The organism is Azoarcus sp. DD4 (assembly GCF_006496635.1).
Taxonomy (GTDB): Bacteria; Pseudomonadota; Gammaproteobacteria; order Burkholderiales; family Rhodocyclaceae; genus Azoarcus.
This window is the reverse complement of the sequence record NZ_CP022958.1, coordinates 3,075,225-3,092,557: the sequence shown is the minus strand read 5'-3', so window position 1 is coordinate 3,092,557 and position 17,333 is coordinate 3,075,225. Positions and strand designations below refer to the sequence as shown.

Below are 17,333 nucleotides of genomic sequence, written 5' to 3'. Positions count from 1 at the left end.
CGGAACACAACACCAAATCGGGGAGTGACACCATGAACCATATCGACACCACGGCGGTGCCGCGCGCGACCCGCTACCTGATGCTGTCGGCCCACGACTACCGCACGCCGCGGCGCGCCAGCATCCATTTCATCGCCGACGAGCTCGCGAAGCGTGGCGAGGTGCGCTTCTTCTCGCTGCGCTACAGCCGCCTGTCCCGCATGAAGGGCGATATCCGCCTCGAACTCGACGACCGCGCCAACCGTGTCGAACGCCACAACGGCGTCGAATGCTACCTGTGGAAGACGGCCGTCCATCCCTTCAATGCCCGCCAGTGGTATCTGCGGCCGCTGGAGGATGCGATGTTCTGGCTCTACGAGAAGTCGCCCAATCCGGTGCTGATGCAATGGATCGCCGAGGCCGACGTGGTGGTGTTCGAAAGCGGCATCGCGCCCATCTTCTCCGGGCTGGTGTCGCGCATCAATCCGCAGGCGCGGCAGATCTACCGCGGCTCGGACAGCCTGGACACGATCAACGTCGCCAGCTACGTCAAGCGGCGCTTCACCAAAGTGTCGGGCAGGATGGACGTGATCGCGCTGCTGTCGCCCCAACTCGCCGACGAAATCCCCAGTCGCGGCAACGTCTACCACGTACCGCAGGGCTTCGACGCCAGCCTGGAAGTGCATGGCGACCCCTCGCCCTACGGTGCCGGCCTGCATGTGGTCAGCATCGGTTCGATGCTGTTCGATCCGGCTTTCTTCGAGATCGCAAGCCGCGCCTTTCCCGGCATCACCTTCCACGTCATCGGCTCGGGCGCGCCGCGTTCGCCCGGCTATGGCGAGAACGTGCGGGTGTATGGCGAGATGAAGTACGTCGACACCATCCGCTACATCAAGCACGCCCGCTTCGGCATCGCACCCTACCGTTCCGAGGCGGTGCCGCCCTATCTCGCCGACAGTTCGATGAAGCTGGCGCAGTACGACTACTTCGGCGTGCCGGCGGTCTGCCCGCACGCGGTGGTCGGCCGTTATCCGTCGCGCTTCGGCTACACCCCGGGCGACGAGCCTTCCATCGTCGCCGCGGTCCGCAGTGCGCTGGCGGCGCCGCATGTGCGCCAGCGCAAATGCTTGAGCTGGCCGGAGGTGGTCGACCGTTTGCTGGATCCGGCCGCCTTCCCCGACACCCGCATCGATGCCCCCGCCATCTGACCGAGCGCCGCTGCAATGACGCCTCCCTCGACACGCAAGACCGGCTTCGGTGCCGGCGCGATCTGGTCGATGCTCGACAACCTCGCGCAGCAGGTGCTGTCCTTCGCCATCTTCATCGTGCTCGCACGCTTCCTGCTGCCCGAGCACTTCGGCATCCTCGCGGTCGCCCATCTGGTGGTCACCGCGCTGCGCCAGGTCGTCTTCGACGCCATCGCGATGCCGGCTGCGCGCGCGGCCAGTCCCGACGACGCGCTCTATTCCTGGACCTTTCGCCGCTGCGCGCTGGCGGCCATGCTGTTCGCCGCCATCGTCGCCGCCGCCTCGGGCTGGGTAGCGCGGGCCTATGGCCAGCCGGAGCTCGAACCGGTGCTGCGCTGGATGAGCCTGGCGGTGCTGTGCACCGGATTGGCGCGGGCCTACGAGGCGCGCCTGATCCGGCAGATGGCCTTCCGGGTGCTGGCGATCCGCTCCATCGTCTCGGTGTCGGTGGGCGGTGCGATCGGCATCGTGCTGGCGCTGCGCGGCGAGGGCGTGATGGCGCTGGTCGCGCAGCAGGTAGTCGGCGCGGTGCTGGCGCTCGTCCTGCTGGTGGCGCAGTCGCGCTGGCTGCCGCAACTATGGGGCGGGGACGGCCCGCGCCGTCAGTACCGGCGCGAGATCGCGCAGGTGGGCGTGTCGGGCCTGATGGGTTTCCTGACCACGCACGGCGACACCCTGCTGGTGAGCATCCTGCTCGGCAGCCATGCCACCGGCCTCTACAACTTCGCCAAGCGCATCACCTCGGCGATCTACCTGGTGGTGGGCAGCTCCATGCTCAAGGTGGCGATGACCGCCTTTGCCGATGCGGTGGCCGGCGCCGTCCCGGCCTTGCGCAAGGCCTACGTGCGGGTGCTGGGCGTCACCCTCTTCATCATGGCGCCGCTGCTCGGCGGGCTGGGGGCGCTGGCGGTGCCGCTGATCGATGCGGTGTTCGGGCCGGTGTGGGCGCCGGCCGCGCCGGTGGTGGCGGCACTCGGCCTGCTGCACTTGATGCTGGCGGTGAATCAGACCAACGACTACCTGCTGTTCGCGGTGGGCGAGCGTCGCATTCCGCTGCTGCGCGGGCTGGCGCAGGTGGTGCTGGCCGCCGGGTTCGCCTGGGTTGCCGCGCATCAGGGGCTCTTCGCAGTCAGCCTCGCCTTCGTCGGCGCCAGCGTGCTGGTGTGGCCGTGGGCCCAGCGTTCGGTCGGGCGCAGGCTCGAAACCGGGCTGATGTCGCTCTTCCACGCCTTGAAGGCGCCGGTGCTCGCCACGGCCGCCATGCTCGCAACCGTGCTGGCGACCGCGCACGCGGCGGCGGGCGAGCTGCCGCTGTGGGGCTTGCTGGCACTCGGCATTGCCGGCGGCGCGCTCACCTATGTGCTCGCGCATCTTCTTGTCACCCGTCTGAGCGACAGCAGCTACGACGCCTTCGGCGAACTGCTGCGCCCGCGGCGCGCGGGGTGAGAGCGGATGACGATGCACGCACCGGCCGCGAGCCGACGAACTTCATCCAGCCAGCCATCTCACTCCCAGCCCGTCAAGGACCCGGACATGGACGACACCCTCTATCTCGGCGGCTACCGCATCCTGCGCACCGATGCCGCTACCCTTGCCGATGAACTGATCGCCGCCTGCGAGCGGCGGGAGAAGCGGCGGGTGCTGTTTGCCAACACCAATTTCATCGTCCAGTGCCGCAAGCTGCTGCCGGCCATGGCGCGTCCGTCGGTGCGTATCGTGAACGACGGCATCGGTGTCGATCTCGCCGCCTGGCTGGTGCACCGCCGCCGTTTCGCCGACAACCTCAACGGCACCGATTTCATTCCCCGCCTGTGCCGGACCAGTCGCCGGCCGCTGCGCATCTTCCTGCTCGGCGCGCGGCCGGGCGTCGCCGAGCGGGCGGCGCGTCGCCTTGCGATCGACTACGGCCAGCCGGTGGTGGGGTGCTGCGACGGCTATGACGAATTCGCCGCCCTGAGCGGGCGCGGCGAGCTTGCCGCGCGCATCAACGCCAGCGGCGCCGACCTGGTGCTGGTGGCCTTCGGCAATCCGATGCAGGAACAGTGGATGCTCGACAACGACGACGCGATCGATGCACCGCTGATGTTCGGTGTCGGGGCGCTGTTCGATTTTCTTGCCGGCGAGGCGCGGCGGGCACCGGCCTGGGTGCGCAAGGCGCGGCTGGAATGGCTGTTCCGGCTGTGCTGCGAACCGCGCCGGCTGCTGCGGCGCTACACCGTGGACATCGTCGCCTTCCTGTCGATCTGCCTGGCGGCGGGCAAGGGTACGGCGGCGACCGAATCGATTTCTTGACTACAGCGGAGCAATTGCAATGAAGATAACCGTGATCGGTACCGGCTACGTGGGCCTGGTGTCGGGCGCCTGCCTCGCCGACGTCGGCAACGAAGTGCTGTGCCTGGACGTGGACCCGGCCAAGATCCAGGTGCTGGAGCAGGGCGGCATCCCCATTCACGAGCCCGGCCTGCTGGAAGTGGTCCGGCGCAATGTCGAGGCCGGGCGGCTGGCCTTCACCACTGACGTGGTACGGGCGGCGCAGCACGGCGTCATCCAGTTCATCGCCGTCGGCACGCCGCCGGACGAGGACGGCTCCGCCGACCTGCAGTACGTGCTGGCCGCGGCGCGGAACATCGGCCGCCATCTCGACGGCTACCGCGTCATCGTCGACAAATCCACGGTGCCGGTGGGCACCGCCGACAAGGTGCGCGCCGCGGTGGCGGAAGCGCTGGGCGAGCGCGGCGCCGACATCCCCTTCAGCGTCGTCTCCAACCCGGAATTCCTGAAGGAGGGCGCGGCAGTCGAGGACTTCATGCGGCCCGACCGCATCGTCGTCGGCGCCGAGGACGAGCGCGCCATCGAGCTGATGCGCCAGCTCTACGCGCCCTTCCAGCGCAAGCACGACAAGCTGGTGTTCATGGATGTGAAGAGCGCCGAGCTCACCAAGTACGCCGCCAACGCCATGCTGGCAACCCGTATCAGCTTCATGAACGAACTCGCCAACCTGGCGGAGACGCTGGGTGCCGACATCGAACTGGTGCGCCAGGGCATCGGCTCCGATCCGCGCATCGGCTGGCACTTCCTCTATGCCGGCTGCGGCTACGGCGGCTCCTGCTTTCCCAAGGATGTGAAGGCGCTGATCCGCACTGCGGCCGAGCACGGCGGCAGCCTGCGGGTGCTCGCCGCGGTCGAGGAGGCCAACGATGCCCAGAAGCATGTGCTCATCGACAAGATCGTCCGCCGCTTCGGCGAGGATCTGTCCGGCCGCCGCTTCGCCCTGTGGGGGCTGGCGTTCAAGCCCAATACCGACGACATGCGCGAAGCGCCCAGCCGGGTGATCGTCGCCGAGTTGTTGAAGCGCGGCGCCAGCGTCACCGCCTACGACCCGGTGGCGATGCTGGAGGCCGAGCGCATTTTCGGCGACGAGCCGCGCATCGCCTACGCCGGCCGCCCCAAGAGCGCGCTGGAAGGCGCGGATGCGCTGGTGATCGTGACCGAATGGAAGGAATTCCGCAGCCCTGACTTCGATGCCATCCGCAGCCGTCTGCGCCAGCCGGTGCTGTTCGACGGCCGCAACATGTACGAGCCCGCCGTGGTGCGTGCGGCCGGCATCGAATACCACGGCATCGGGCGGGCCTGAACCGCCCGAACCGGCGCGGCCGTCACGCCCGCCGGTTGCCCGCGTTTTCAATCAATACAGGAGAAGCGAATTGGCCAAGGGAATGATCCTCGCCGCCGGCCAGGGGACGCGTGTGCGCCCGCTGACCACCAATCTGCCCAAACCCATGGTGCCCATCCTCGGCAAACCGGTGCTCGAGTACCTGATCGAGCACTTGGCGCGCTACGGCGTCGACGAAATCATGATCAACGTGGCATTCAACCACTACAAGATCGAGGACTACTTCGGCGACGGCCACCGCTGGGGCGTCTCCATCGGCTATTCGTACGAGGGCGTGCGCGAGCACGGCGAGATCGTGCCGCGGCCGCTGGGTTCGGCCGGCGGGATGCGCAAGATCCAGGACTTCAGCGGCTTTTTCGACGAAACCACGCTGGTGCTGTGCGGTGACGCCATCATCGACCTCGACATCCGTGCCGCGCTAGACGAGCATCGTCACAAGGGCGCGCTTGCCAGCGTGGTGACGCTGGACGTGCCGCGCGACCAGGTACAGAACTACGGCGTGGTGGTGGCGGACGACGCCGGGCGGGTACAGTCCTTCCAGGAAAAGCCCAGGCCCGCGGAAGCGCGCTCCACGCTGGCGAGCACCGGCATCTACATCTTCGAGCCGGAGGTGGTCGACCTCATTCCGCCGGGCCGCGCCTTCGACATCGGCAGCGAACTCTTTCCGCTGCTGGTGCAGAAGGAACTGCCCTTCTTCGCCCAGAAGCGTTTCTTCAACTGGATCGACATCGGCCGCCTCACCGACTACTGGTCGGTGCTGCAGCGGGTGCTGCGCGGAGAGATCGCGCAGATGGACATGCCGGGCCGCGAAGTCAAGCCGGGAGTCTGGGTGGGGCTCAACACCTCCATCGCCTGGGAAAGCGTGCAGATCGTCGGGCCGGTGCACATCGGCTCCGGCGTGCGCATCGACCCGGGCGCGTCGGTGATCGGCCCGACGTGGATCGGCCACGGCAGCCATCTGCGCGCCGGCGCGCGGGTGGAACGCAGCATCCTGTTCGAATACACCCGCATCGGCGAGGGCCAGCGCTTCACCGACAAGATCGTGTCGCCGCAGTATTGCGTGGATCGCACCGGCGAGACGCGCTACGTCGGCGAAGACACCACCACCCTGCGCTGGGGCGACGCGCGCGGCTGAAGGCTGGTGCCTGGCGCGTCCGGCTGGGCGCCCTAGGCGGCGCGTATGCGCAGATCGCCGGCCGGCTGGCAGACGCAGGGCAGGATGTCGCCGTCGTCGAGTCGGCAGGCCGGCGCAAGCATCCAGCGGACCTCGCCGGCTTCCAGCCGCAGACGGCATTGGCCGCAACTGCCGGCGCGGCACTCCGACGGCGGCGCGCAGTCGTGCGCCTCCAGGGTGGCAAGCAGGCTGGGTTCGCCCGCGGTCTCGATGCGACGACCGTCGCCCAGCGTGATGGCTTGGCCGTAGCCACCTGCCGCGGCGGCCATGCCGAAAGCTTCCCAGTGGATCTGCGCCGGCGTGATGCCCGCGGCAAGCAGGCCGGTGTGCAGGCTTTCCAGCAGTGCCATGCCTGCGCACAGGTAGAACTGGGCGCTGCCCGGCCGGCTGACCGCATCCAGCATCCGGCGTGCGTCCAGCCGGCCGCGTTCGCCTCGCCAGGCTGCAGTGGGGCGCGATACCAGCGGCAGGTAGGAAAAGCGCGGATGCAGCTCGGCCAGCCTGTCGAACTCCGCGCGATAAAGCAGCGCCTCTGCATGGCGGGCCGCGTGCAGCAACACGATGCGACGGCTGGAGTCGGGGCGGGCGAGGGCTGCGTGCACCATCGCTCGCATCGGCGTGATGCCGATGCCACCGCCTGTCAGCACGAGTTCGCTGTCGTCCGGGCCGAGCACGAATTCGCCGCGCGGCGGCGAGACCCGCACGACGCTGCCCGGCAGCAGTGCGTCCCAGGCCCACGACGACATTGCGCCCTGCGCCTCGCGCTTGATGCCGAGTTCGTATTGGGTCGGTCGCGGATGCCAGGCGGCAAGCGAATAGGCGCGCCGGATCGCACGACCGCCGGGGCCGGCCGGCGCCAGCATGAGCACATGCTGGCCGGCGTCGAAGCGGGGCAGGCCGCGTCGGCGCGGATGGGCCAGGGTGAGGCGGAGCAGGTCGCCCGCCACTTCCTCGCGAGCCCGCACCACCAGGGCGAGCGGGCGCAGGCGTCGCTCGTTCCGCCAGCGTTCAAGCACGGCGCGGAGGCCGTCGACCAGCAGGTAGATGACGAAGGCCAGGCCGATCAGGCCCAGAGCCGCCAGGAGCAGGGCCGCGATCTTCAAGCGCGCGGGCTACCGGTATGCGCCGGTACGACGCCTGCCGGGGTTGCGGCGCTGGCGGTCGGCAGGCCTTGCCGCTGCATGTCGCGCTTGCGGCGTTCGCCACGCCACCACATATATACGCCAGTGAGCGAGAGCAGGGTCATCGCCAGGCCGACGAGGTCTATCCACAGCCATTCGAGGTGCTTGCCGACGATGGCCTTGCCGGTGTGCAGGTCCATCACCAGCCTGGCGAGGGTGACCGTCTCGACGCCGCTTTCGCCCTGCAGTGCGGCCAGCGCCGGCATGAGCGTGGTATCGGCCTGCCATCGGTGGCCATCGCGGCTGACGAGCAGACCGCCGTCCCTGACCGCCACCACGACGCTGCCGTCGGCGCGGGTGGTCGCGCTCCAGGCGTCGCCGGCGTGCACGCGCTGCCACTGGCCGTCGCGTGCCAGCCAGATCCCGTGCTTGGTGGCGGCGACCATGCCCCAAGCCGCCTCGGCCAGGCCGCGGATCTGGTTGCCGGCGAAGGTGGGCTCGGCCACCAGTTGCCCCTGTTCCAGCCGGTAGAGCCCGCCGGTGGTGCCGACGTAGTGCTCGCCGCGGCTGCTGAGCAGGCTGGCGCGCGGCTCATTCTGGGCCTTCGCGGCTTCGTTGCCGCCGTAGCCGGGGAGCCAGCTCACCGCCACCGGAATCTCGCCCAGGCGCAGCGATTTGTTGTGCGCGATGAAGACCGCGGTGACGGCGACGATCAGGATGGGCAGCGAAAGGATCACGCTGACCCAGATATGCCACGTGCGGCTGTCGAAACGGAGATTCATCGGAGACTCCTGGTGGGGGCTGAGGGTTGTTGTTGTCAGAACCGGCTTTCGAGGGTGACCATGACCATGGGCCTGGAATGTTCCACCTTCCACTCGTGGCTGCTGATGGCGCCGGCGGTGGTGTACTTGGTGGTTTCCTCTTCCTTGTCGACGGCGAGCACGTTCTTGGCGATCAGGCGAAGTTCGGCTGCCGGGCTGATCGCCTTGCTCATGTAGAGATCGAGCTGCGTCGCCGCATCGCGGCGCTTGACTTCGCGCACACCGTCGGAATTGACCCCGTCGGTTGTGAAGGTCGGCTGGTAATTCATGCTGAAGCCCGCCGACCACATCGTCGGGCGATACAGCCAGTCCAGCCCGAGGTTGGTCACCCGCGGCGGCATGTCCTTGACCTCGCTGGTCCCGGACACGCCCTTCACCTTCACCCGGCCGCGCATTTCGCTGTGGTTGCCGGTGAGGGTCAGCTCGTGGGTGCCCTGGCGCAGCAGCGGAATGCGCCAGTCGAGTTCTGCACCCCAGAAGCGGGCCTCGCCGACGTTGTAGGGGCGTTCCACCCTGAGCGCGCCTTCCAGCCGCTCTTCCTTCTGGATGAAGTCGTCGACGTCGCGGCGGTAGAAGTTGATGCCGACCACGCCGCGGTTGCCCCAGAAGTACTGCTCCAGGCCGAGTTCGTAGCCGAGCGCGGTTTCCGGCTCGAGGTCGGGGTTGCCGCCCTTGTATACGCCGCTGTCGAGTTTGAGGAAGGGGTTGAGTTCGTCGAACTTGGGCAGCTTCACCGTGCGGGCGACGCTGGCGCGCAGGTTGAGGTCTTCGCTCAGCCCCCAGCGGTAGTGCAGCGAGGGATTGGTGCCGGTGAGGTCGTTCTTGCGGGTGACGTCGTTGCTGTCGGTGGATTCGCGCTCGATGCGCTCGATGCGGATGCCGGGGGTCAGCGCGTGGTCGGCGTTGATCCGCCAGTCGTCCTGAAGGTAGGCGATCAGGCGGGTTTCGTCGATGTCGAAGCTGTCCTTCGCCTCGGACTTGTTGACGCCGTTCTCGGTCTTGGTCTTGCGGTTGCGGTAGTCGCCGTCGCGCCATTCGAGGCCGGCCGACAGGCGGTGGTCGCTGCCTAGTGCGACGCTGACACCGGTTCCGGCATAGACGCCGCGCTCGCGCAGCGTCTCGTCCTCCAGCGTGGTCTTGCTGAGAGTGCCGTTGGCCCGGTACTCGAGCGTGGTGGCGTCCTTTTTCTCTTCCGCTTCCTGCGCGCCCAGTTTCACGAACCAGTCGCCCCAGCCCGCCTTGCCGTCGTAGCGCGCGGCCAGCCGGCCGATGTTGTCGGTCTTGTCCTCGTCCTTGTCGGTGGATTTGTTGATCGTGCCGTTGGCGTTGTAGGTGGTGGTGGGTTCGTCCTTGCGTTCGCTGCCGTTGGAAATGAAGGGCTCCAGCGTCAGCCGGTCTTCGCCGAAGTGCCAGACGAAGCGCGGCGCGAACAGGGTCTCGTCCTTCCTGACCGGCTTGTCCTTGAGCTCGATCTGCTTCACGGTGCCGTTGGCGTTGTAGGCGATCTTGTCCTCGTCCACGTCTTCCGCGCCGACGGTGTGCGAGGCGGCGAGCAGCACGTCGAGATTGTCGAAGCGCCGCGACCATTGCGCCACTACGTCGCCGACCTCCATGTCGCCATTTCTGCCGTAGGCGGCGCGCAGGCGGGTGAGGCCGTCGGCGCGGCTCTTGAGGACGATGTTCACCGTGCCGCCGATGCCGTTGGCGTCGTACATGGCGCTCGGGTTACGAATGATCTCGATGCGCTCGATCATGTCGGCCGGCAGGCGGTCGACCTGGATCTGGCGTTCCTTCTTGGCCGAAGGTAGCGTTTCGCCGTTGATGAGGAATTGCGTGTAACCCTTGTCGAGGCCGCGCATCCGGATGTCCTTGGTGACGCCGGCCGGGCCGGTGAAGGTCATGCCGGGCAGCCGGCGCAGCACATCGCCGACGGTGGCGTCGCCAAAGCGCTCGATCTCGGTCTCGGAGATGACGATCTTCTGGATGTCGGACGTCTTGCGTTCGACCTGGGCGTCGCGCTGGTCGACGACCAGTACTTCGGAAAGCGCATTCGATCCGGCCGGGGTGGTCTGGGCGATGGCGGGGGAGCTGCAGATGCCGGCGACGAGCAGGCAGAGCGGTTTCAGGCAATGCGGGCGCACGATGGATGGGTCCTGGAGTCAGTTGCTGGCTGGCTCGGCTTGCCCTTGGCGGCGCCTGGCTGGCTGTGTCCCTTTGTCGTCTTGTAACGATATTGAGAAGTATTCGCATTGTATCCTAGCCCATGCTGGAGGCAAGGGTTTTCTATGACCTTGGTCGTGTATCGGTGCGATGTGGGCAGCGCTGGGGCGACCGCAAAAGCTTTAGCGCCGGCGCGTATGATTGCCGCGACATTCCTGCCCCGGATTCCGGATGTACCGCGTACGCACAGTCCTCCCCTGGATCGCCGTCTGGCTGCTGGTTTCGGCGGCCGGTGCGGCTTGGCTTGCGCGCGCCGAGCTGTCGCGGCTGCGCGAACTCTTCGATACCGATGCGCGCATCGTGCACCGCCTGCTCAGTCAGCAGGCAGTGGAGCACGAAGCGGTGCTCGCCACGCTGGCGCTGCTCGAACCGGCTGCACTGGCGCGGCCCGAGCAGCGTTTGCCGGCCATCTACCCACGCATTCTCGCGGTCGGCCGCCGCGAGGCGGGCCAGGCCTGGCCGGATGCAGCGCTGGATGCGGCCGAAGCGGCATCGCGCCGTGGCGGTCAGGCGGTGGTGGCGGATCCGGAATTCGGCCGTGGGCGCTACTGGCTGGTGCTGGCGGGCGAACCGGCGAGCTATGCCCTGCAACTCGACGTGCAAGGCATGGTGCCGCGCAGCGACTGGCCGCTGGCGGCGGACAGCCCGGTGGGCGTGGAACTGCGTCACGGCCAAGGGCAGTGGCGCCTGCAGGCCGGGCTTGGCGCCGAACGCGACGGCGGCTGGCGCTTCGAGGCGGTGAAGCAGCTCGCCGCGGCGAGCCAGCCGTTTACCGTGGTCGCCGGACGGCGGGTGGGTTGGGGAGAACTGCCCTGGCTGTCGATGGCGGGCTGGACGGGCGCCGTCGGCGTTCTGCTGGCCGGCATCGCCACCGCCTTGCGCCAGCGCGCCGAGCGTCAGCGCGCGGAGGAGCGGCTGCGGCTCGGCCAGGTGGCGCGGCTCAATGCGCTAGGCGAACTCGCCGCCGGCATGGCACACGAACTCAACCAGCCGCTGACCGCGGTGCTGGCCAATACCCGTGCCGCGCAGCGCCTGCTGGCCGACGATCCACCCGAGGTGGAGACCGCACTCACCGCGATGACGCACGCGGCCGAACAGGCCAGGCGAGCGGCCGAGGTGCTGGCGCGGCTGCGGCGCACGGTGGAGCGCCCGGAACTCGGCGAGCGCGCCCGGACAGTGGACCTGCGCGCGACGGTGGACAAGGTGCTGCACCTGATCGAGCCCGAATGCCGCCAGCGCGCCCTGCAGCCACGGGTCGTGACCGAAGGCCCGGCCGAGGCGGTCGGCGATCCGGTGGCGGTCGAGCAGATCGTGCATAACCTGCTGATGAACGCGCTGCAGGCGCTGGAGCAGGTGCCGGCAGCCGAACGCGGCCTGGAACTCGTCCTCGGCGTGGAGGCGGACGAGGCCGTGCTGCGGGTGCGCGACAGCGGCCCCGGTATTGCCGAGGCGGTGATGCCGCGCATCTTCCAGCCTTTCTTCACGACGCGGGCAGAGGGGCTGGGGCTGGGCCTCAGCCTGTGCGAAACCCTGGCCGCCGGCATGGGCGGCAGTCTTACGGTACGGGCGGCGCTGCCGCGCGGCGCCGAATTCCGGCTCGCGCTGCCGCGGCCGGCCAGCGGAGCGGTGATCGAACGATGACGACCAACGTGGATGCGACCCAACTTTCACCGCTGATACACCTGGTGGACGACGACGAGGCCGTGCGCGGCGCCTTGTCGCTGCTGATCGGCACCGTCGGCCTGCGGGTACAGGCGTGGGACGGCCCTGCGGCCTTCCTCGATGGTTTCGACCCATCGGGCATCGGCGCCATCGTGCTCGACGTGCGCATGCCCGGCATCGGCGGCCTCAAGCTGCTGGAGATGCTGATGGCACGCGGCTGCGATCATCCGGTGATCATGCTTACCGGCCACGGCACGGTCGATCTGTGCCGTCGGGCCTTCAAGGCCGGCGCGGCAGAGTTCCTCGAAAAGCCGGTGGACGACGATCTGCTGCTCGACACCCTGCAAACGGCGGTGCGCAGGCATGTGCGCTCGCGCGAGCGCAATCGTGCCGACCAGCTTGCGCGCGAGCGCTACGCGATGCTGTCCGAGCGCGAGCGCGAGGTGCTCGGATTCATCGTGGCGGGCCTCACCAACAAGGAGATCGCACGCGCGCTGGCGCTGTCGCCGCGGACGGTCGAAACCCACCGCGCCAACCTCTTCGCCAAGCTGCAGACCGAATCGCTGGCGCAACTCATCCGCCATTACGCGGCCTTGGTGGAAGGCGAGGCTCCGTAGTTTTACGGAGCCGCACGCGTAGGCGTACGCATGGGCGGGCGCCGATCGCCTGCCTAGACTGTTCTCACGGTTCGGATGAGCCGAAGCCAACCAAGGAGAACAGCATGAACAAAATCTTTGCCGCGACCGCCGCCCTGCTGCTGGGCACCGCCGGTGCCAGCCACGCGCAGGTGCTGACCGAGCGCAACATCGGCCTCGAACTCGCCAACCGCCTGGCCGCCGCCACCGTTGCGTCCTGCCAGGAGAAGGGCTATTCGGTGAGCGCTGCGGTAGTGGATCGCGCCGGCGTGCTGCGCGCCCTGCAGCGTGCCGACAACGCCGGCCCGCACACGATCGGCGCCGCCCAGCAGAAGGCCTTCACGTCGGCGTCGGCCCGCAACACCACGCTGGCGATGATGGACAATGCGCAGAAGAACGCCGGCGCGGCCAACCTCACCGACATCCCGGGCTTTCTGCTGCTGGGCGGTGGCGTGCCGGTCAAGGTCGGCAATGAAGTGATCGGCGCGGTCGGCGTCGGCGGTGCGCCCGGCGGTCATCTCGACGAGCAGTGCGCCATGGCCGGCGTCGAAGCGGTCAAGGATCTGCTCAAGTAAGTGCAGCCGGATCGCGGAGAACAGCATGGCGATCGAGGCCCTGATACGCAGCGCCGTGCTCGGTGTGGCGCTGGCTGCCGGCTACGTCGGCAGCAGCCATGCCCAGGTGCCGCCTTCGGCTGCCGAGCAGGCCGCCTACACCGGCCTTCATGCCGCCGCCTGGCTGGGCGATACGGCACGGGTGGCGGCCCTGGTCGCCAAGGGCATCGACATCGAGGCGCGCGACGGGCGCGGCCGCACGCCGCTGCATGTGGCCGCCCACGGCCGGCGCCGGGAGGTGATCGCCTTGCTGGCGAAGGCCGGTGCCGATCTGAACGCCCTGGAGTACGACCGCTACGATGCGGTGACCATCGCCGCGGTGGCCGACGACGAAGCCACGCTGGCGCAGTTGCTCGCGCTCGGCGCCAGCGCCCGCCAGGTCACCAGCCGCTACGACGGCACCGCCCTGATCGCCGCGGCGCATCTCGGCCACGACGGGGTGGTGCGCCAGCTGATCGCGGCCGGCGCACCGCTGGATCATGTGAACAACCTGCACTGGACCGCGTTGATCGAGGCGGTGGTGCTGGGCGACGGCGGAGCGCGTCATGTCGCCACGGTCAAGGCGCTGCTGGACGCCGGTGCCGATCGTCGCCTGACCGACCGCAGCGGTGTCACGCCGCTGGAGATGGCCCGCAGGCGCGGCTACCGCGAGATGGTCGATCTGCTGCAGGCACCGGCACCCGCGCGCTGAGCACCATCCTCACTTCCACTGCAGCTGGCCGACGGGCTCCAGCCAGCCGGGGCTGTTGCGCTTCAGCCACTCGGCGGCCATGTCGTCGGCGCGCAGGGTGGCGTCGAGAAAGGCCAGCGTCACCGACTGCACGACAATGGCGGCGCGCTGCTGCTCACCGTGACGATTGCCCTCCGGCCGCTCGCCGCCGCCCATGCCGCCGTCCGGCGGCGGGCCTTCGCCCATGCCGCCGCTCGGACCGCCACCCATCCCGCCGGGCCGTCCGCCGCCCATGCCACCGCTTGGGCCGCCGCCTGGGCCGCCGTGGCCGCCGGCCATGCCGCCACGGCCACCAGCCGGGCGTGCCGACGATTCGGTTGGCGGGGCGATGTCGGCGCCGTTCAGCAGGGTGTAGCCGCCATCGTTCAGCACCAGCTGGTACTTGTTGCCCTCGCGCAGGTGGCGGAACGGTGTCTGACGCAGGGCGGGCGTGATGCCGAGGCCGTAGCGGTCTTCGTCGGCTCCGCCGGTAACGATCAGCGTGGCGGTGTCCAGTGCGCCGTAGCGGCCGTTGACCTCACCGGCGGGGCTGACATACGGGCTGAGCGCGATCGCGGCCTTGACGCCTTCGGGGGGGCGCAGCGCGGTGGCACTGCGGTAGCGTTCGCCGGCCAGTGCCATCGCAGTCTGTGCGCCCAGTTCGAAGCCGACCAGTGCGATGCGGGAGAGGTCCACGCAGGCATACATCGCGTCGTTGCCGGCGCGGCGGCGGATTTCGTCGAGCGCCTCCTGTACCGCCTGGGCGCGCGCCGCGAGCTGCTCGGTGCCGAAGCGCTTGCGGCCGAGCTGGCTGAAGGCGCCGCGGCGGGCGTCGGCGGAGGACCACACCTGCGGTCCGTCGACCGGCCGTTGCAGGGTGAGTACCGCGTAGCCGGCCTGGGCCCAGGTGTCGCGCCAGCGCGCGCCCGCAAGTGTACTTTCGCCGAGGCCGGGCAGATAGATCACCAGCGGATAGCGCCCGGGCGTGGTGGGGCACAGCAGCTTGACGTCGATCTCGCTGCCTTCGCTGCCGATGCGCGTGTCGCGCCCGTCGACGGGCAGGCGGCGTTCGGGGCGATAGCTGCGCTCGGCGAAGCGGCGCAGCCGGTCTTCCTCGATCCCGGCACGGTCGGGCCGGAAGCTGCAGGCGCCGATGGTGCCGGCGACCAGCAGCAGGGCGGGCAGGATGATGGGAATGAGCTTCATGTGGGGTGTGTGCTCCGGTTGCGGGGAAATGGCCGGGCGCGTCGCGGCGACGAAGCCTGGCCAAGGCTGCCGGCGCACTATGCGGGACGGGGCCGTTAAGCGCGGTTGGCCAAGGTAAAGCTCGGTAAAGACGCGGTTTCGGCGCTTGTCGGCAGTGTCGCTGCGGCTATCATCCGCGTCCGTCCCCTTGCTTTCTGCACGCCCGATGACCCCTCTGCCCCGAATCCTGCTGGTCGACGACGATGTCGAGCTGAGCCGCATGCTCATGGAGTACATGGGGCGGGAAGGCTTCGACGTCGACGCGGTACACGACGGCGAGAGCGGGGCGAATCGCGCGTTGGCGGGCGACTATGCGCTGGTGGTGGTGGACGTGATGATGCCGCGCCTCAACGGTGTCGAAGTGCTGCGCCGCATCCGCCAGGGCGGCAACCTGCCGGTGCTGATGCTCACGGCCCGCGGTGACGACGTCGATCGCGTGGTCGGGCTGGAGCTCGGTGCCGACGACTACGTGCCCAAGCCCTGTTCGCCGCGCGAACTGGTGGCGCGGGTGCGTGCCATCCTGCGGCGCACGCGCCACGATGCCGGCGCAGAGGACCGGCTCGCCCAGCTGACGGTGGCGCCGCTGGTGTTGTGGCCGCAGAAGCGTTCGGCCGCCTGGCGGGGCAGCGCGCTCGAGCTCACCAGCACCGAGTTCAATCTGCTCGAAGTGCTGGTGCGCCACGCCGGACGGGTGGTGAGCCGCGCCGATCTTTCCGAGCAGGCGCTCGGCAGGCCGCTCGCCCGCTACGACCGCAGCATCGACGTGCATCTGTCCAGCATCCGCCACAAGCTCGGTCGCTATGCCGATGGCCGTTCGCCCATCGAGACGGTGCGCGGCATCGGCTACCAGTACCTGCGGGAGTAGGGCATGGGGCGCCTGTTCTGGAAATTCCTCGTCGCCTTCTGGCTGGCGCTGGTCACGGCGGCGGTGGGGGTCGGCGTCGCGGTGTGGCTGCACCAGCGCGGCAGCGACACCCAGCTCGGCCGGCCGCCGTTCCCGCCCGGCTTCGCGCTCGATGCGGCGGTCGGCGTGCTGCGCGCGGGCGACGTGGCGGTGTTTGGCAAAGACGCTGCGCGAATGGCGCCAGGACGGGCCGAGCGGCATCTTCGTGGTCGACGATGGGGGCCGCGAGCTGCTCGGCCGCGAGGTCTCGGCGATGCTGATGGCCCGGGTGCGCCTGGCGCTGGCGGAGGATGGTCCGCGCAGCCCGCGCGAGTTGGTGCTGGCCGACGGGCGCCGTTATCTCTCTTCGCGGCGGCGTCATCGAACGGTCCGCCGCAGGAGCCCGGGCCGCTGGGGCGGCCGCCGCGACAACCGCCCAACCCGGCCTTGTCCATCGCTGCCGGGCTGATCGCCAGCCTGGCCTTCAGCGCCTTGCTCGCCTGGTATCTGGCCAAGCCGATCCGCAATCTGCGCTGGGCCTTCGGGGCTGCGGCCGGCGGCCGCCTGGATACCCGGGTGGTGCCCTTGATGGGGAGCAGGCGCGACGAGATCGCCGACCTCGGCCGCGATTTCGACCGCATGGCCGGCCAGCTGCAGGCGGCGATGGCGGCGCAGCGGCGCTTGCTGCACGACGTTTCCCACGAACTGCGCTCGCCGCTGGCACGCCTGCAGGTCGCGATCGGCCTGGCGCGGCAACGGCCGGCCGAGCTGTCCGATTCGCTGGACCGGATCGAACGCGAGGCCGGGCGGGTGGATGAGCTGGTGGGCGAGCTGCTGACCCTGTCGCGCCTGGATGCGGGCATCGGCGATCTGCCGGCCGAGACGGTGGATCTGGTCGAAATGGTGGCGGTCATTGCCGACGACGCGCGTTTCGAAGCGCGTGCCGCCGGCCGCGACCTGGTGCTCGAAGCCAGGGGCGAGGCGGTGAGCGTGGTGCGGGCGGCCTTGCTCTATCGCGCCTTCGAGAACGTCGTCCGCAACGCGGTGAAATACACCGCCGAGGGCACCGGGGTGGAGGTGGCGGCGGCTTGCGAGCCGAACGGAGAGTTCCGCCTGGTGGTCGCGGACCGTGGGCCGGGCGTGGCCGAGGCGGATCTCGCCGCCATTTTCGAACCCTTCTATCGCGGCGGTAACGGCAGCGAGGTGGTCGGCTTCGGTCTCGGACTGGCGATTGCCCGCGGCGCCGTGCTCTTGCACGACGGCAGCATCGTCGCGAGTGCGCGCGAGGGTGGCGGGCTGCGCATGGAAATCCGCCTGCCGCTGTCGGCGCCGGGTTGAAGCGGGCTCCGC

At 69.2% G+C, this 17,333-nt stretch carries 16 protein-coding genes; 12 read left to right on the top strand and 4 right to left on the bottom strand.

Annotation, left to right across the window (positions count from 1 at the left end; translation table 11 throughout):
* The first annotated feature begins 32 nt into the window (after positions 1 to 32).
* The 5 genes from CJ010_RS14250 to CJ010_RS14230 all read left to right on the top strand — a co-directional run bounded on the left by CJ010_RS14250 (position 33) and on the right by CJ010_RS14230 (position 6,034).
* Positions 33 to 1,187, top strand: a complete 1,155-nt coding sequence (locus CJ010_RS14250; protein ID WP_141018651.1) for a glycosyltransferase — start codon at positions 33 to 35, stop codon at positions 1,185 to 1,187.
* Positions 1,188 to 1,202: 15 nt separating this feature from the next.
* Positions 1,203 to 2,672 carry an oligosaccharide flippase family protein gene (locus CJ010_RS14245; RefSeq protein WP_141018650.1) on the top strand — a complete coding sequence of 490 codons (1,470 nt, stop codon included), beginning with the start codon at positions 1,203 to 1,205 and terminating at the stop codon, positions 2,670 to 2,672.
* 87 nt (positions 2,673 to 2,759) lie between these two features.
* On the top strand, positions 2,760 to 3,518 hold the full coding sequence (locus CJ010_RS14240) for a WecB/TagA/CpsF family glycosyltransferase (RefSeq protein ID WP_141018649.1): 759 nt from the start codon (positions 2,760 to 2,762) through the stop codon (positions 3,516 to 3,518).
* A gap of 19 nt (positions 3,519 to 3,537) precedes the next feature.
* Entirely contained in the window at positions 3,538 to 4,860 is a 1,323-nt protein-coding gene (locus CJ010_RS14235; protein WP_141018648.1) for a UDP-glucose/GDP-mannose dehydrogenase family protein, read from the top strand.
* Between the two features lie 70 nt (positions 4,861 to 4,930).
* The gene (locus tag CJ010_RS14230; protein ID WP_205754789.1) at positions 4,931 to 6,034 is read left to right on the top strand and encodes a sugar phosphate nucleotidyltransferase; all 1,104 of its coding nucleotides are present in this window, start codon (positions 4,931 to 4,933) and stop codon (positions 6,032 to 6,034) included.
* Between the two features lie 32 nt (positions 6,035 to 6,066).
* Here CJ010_RS14230 and CJ010_RS14225 read toward each other — a convergent pair whose 3' ends face one another.
* The 3 genes from CJ010_RS14225 to CJ010_RS14215 are packed head-to-tail and all read right to left on the bottom strand — an operon-like array spanning position 6,067 to position 10,156.
* Positions 6,067 to 7,176 carry an FAD-binding oxidoreductase gene (locus CJ010_RS14225; protein ID WP_141018647.1) on the bottom strand — a complete coding sequence of 370 codons (1,110 nt, stop codon included), beginning with the start codon at positions 7,174 to 7,176 and terminating at the stop codon, positions 6,067 to 6,069.
* Positions 7,173 to 7,976 (bottom strand): PepSY domain-containing protein, encoded by an 804-nt coding sequence (locus tag CJ010_RS14220; protein WP_141018646.1) that lies wholly within the window; start codon positions 7,974 to 7,976, stop codon positions 7,173 to 7,175. The genes CJ010_RS14225 and CJ010_RS14220 overlap by 4 nt, the downstream gene beginning before the upstream one ends.
* A 35-nt stretch (positions 7,977 to 8,011) precedes the next feature.
* Positions 8,012 to 10,156, bottom strand: a complete 2,145-nt coding sequence (locus CJ010_RS14215) for a TonB-dependent siderophore receptor (protein ID WP_141018645.1) — start codon at positions 10,154 to 10,156, stop codon at positions 8,012 to 8,014.
* A 250-nt stretch (positions 10,157 to 10,406) separates the two neighbouring features.
* On the opposite strand from CJ010_RS14215, the gene CJ010_RS25625 reads away from it, so the two are divergent.
* The 4 genes from CJ010_RS25625 to CJ010_RS14195 all read left to right on the top strand — a co-directional run bounded on the left by CJ010_RS25625 (position 10,407) and on the right by CJ010_RS14195 (position 13,837).
* Positions 10,407 to 11,876, top strand: coding sequence for a sensor histidine kinase (locus CJ010_RS25625; RefSeq protein ID WP_141018644.1), 1,470 nt, complete (start codon positions 10,407 to 10,409; stop codon positions 11,874 to 11,876).
* Positions 11,873 to 12,514: a response regulator transcription factor gene (locus tag CJ010_RS14205; protein WP_141018643.1), complete on the top strand. Its 642-nt coding sequence runs from the start codon at positions 11,873 to 11,875 to the stop codon at positions 12,512 to 12,514. Before CJ010_RS25625 ends, CJ010_RS14205 begins: the two co-directional genes overlap by 4 nt.
* A gap of 104 nt (positions 12,515 to 12,618) precedes the next feature.
* Positions 12,619 to 13,107 (top strand): heme-binding protein, encoded by a 489-nt coding sequence (locus CJ010_RS14200; RefSeq protein WP_141018642.1) that lies wholly within the window; start codon positions 12,619 to 12,621, stop codon positions 13,105 to 13,107.
* 25 nt (positions 13,108 to 13,132) lie between these two features.
* The gene (locus CJ010_RS14195; RefSeq protein ID WP_141018641.1) at positions 13,133 to 13,837 is read left to right on the top strand and encodes an ankyrin repeat domain-containing protein; all 705 of its coding nucleotides are present in this window, start codon (positions 13,133 to 13,135) and stop codon (positions 13,835 to 13,837) included.
* 9 nt (positions 13,838 to 13,846) lie between these two features.
* Here CJ010_RS14195 and CJ010_RS25295 read toward each other — a convergent pair whose 3' ends face one another.
* Positions 13,847 to 15,061 (bottom strand): alpha/beta hydrolase, encoded by a 1,215-nt coding sequence (locus tag CJ010_RS25295; RefSeq protein ID WP_141018640.1) that lies wholly within the window; start codon positions 15,059 to 15,061, stop codon positions 13,847 to 13,849.
* A 205-nt stretch (positions 15,062 to 15,266) separates the two neighbouring features.
* Between CJ010_RS25295 and CJ010_RS14185 the strand changes: the two genes are divergently transcribed.
* The 3 genes from CJ010_RS14185 (at position 15,267) to CJ010_RS14180 (ending at position 17,321) form a co-directional block, all read left to right on the top strand.
* A complete protein-coding gene (locus CJ010_RS14185; RefSeq protein WP_141018639.1) occupies positions 15,267 to 15,965 on the top strand; it encodes a response regulator transcription factor in 699 nt (232 codons plus the stop codon).
* Between the two features lie 193 nt (positions 15,966 to 16,158).
* Positions 16,159 to 16,452: a hypothetical protein gene (locus tag CJ010_RS25290; RefSeq protein ID WP_205754788.1), complete on the top strand. Its 294-nt coding sequence runs from the start codon at positions 16,159 to 16,161 to the stop codon at positions 16,450 to 16,452.
* Positions 16,431 to 17,321 (top strand): ATP-binding protein, encoded by an 891-nt coding sequence (locus CJ010_RS14180; RefSeq protein WP_205754787.1) that lies wholly within the window; start codon positions 16,431 to 16,433, stop codon positions 17,319 to 17,321. The genes CJ010_RS25290 and CJ010_RS14180 overlap by 22 nt, the downstream gene beginning before the upstream one ends.
* The last annotated feature ends 12 nt before the right edge of the window (positions 17,322 to 17,333 follow it).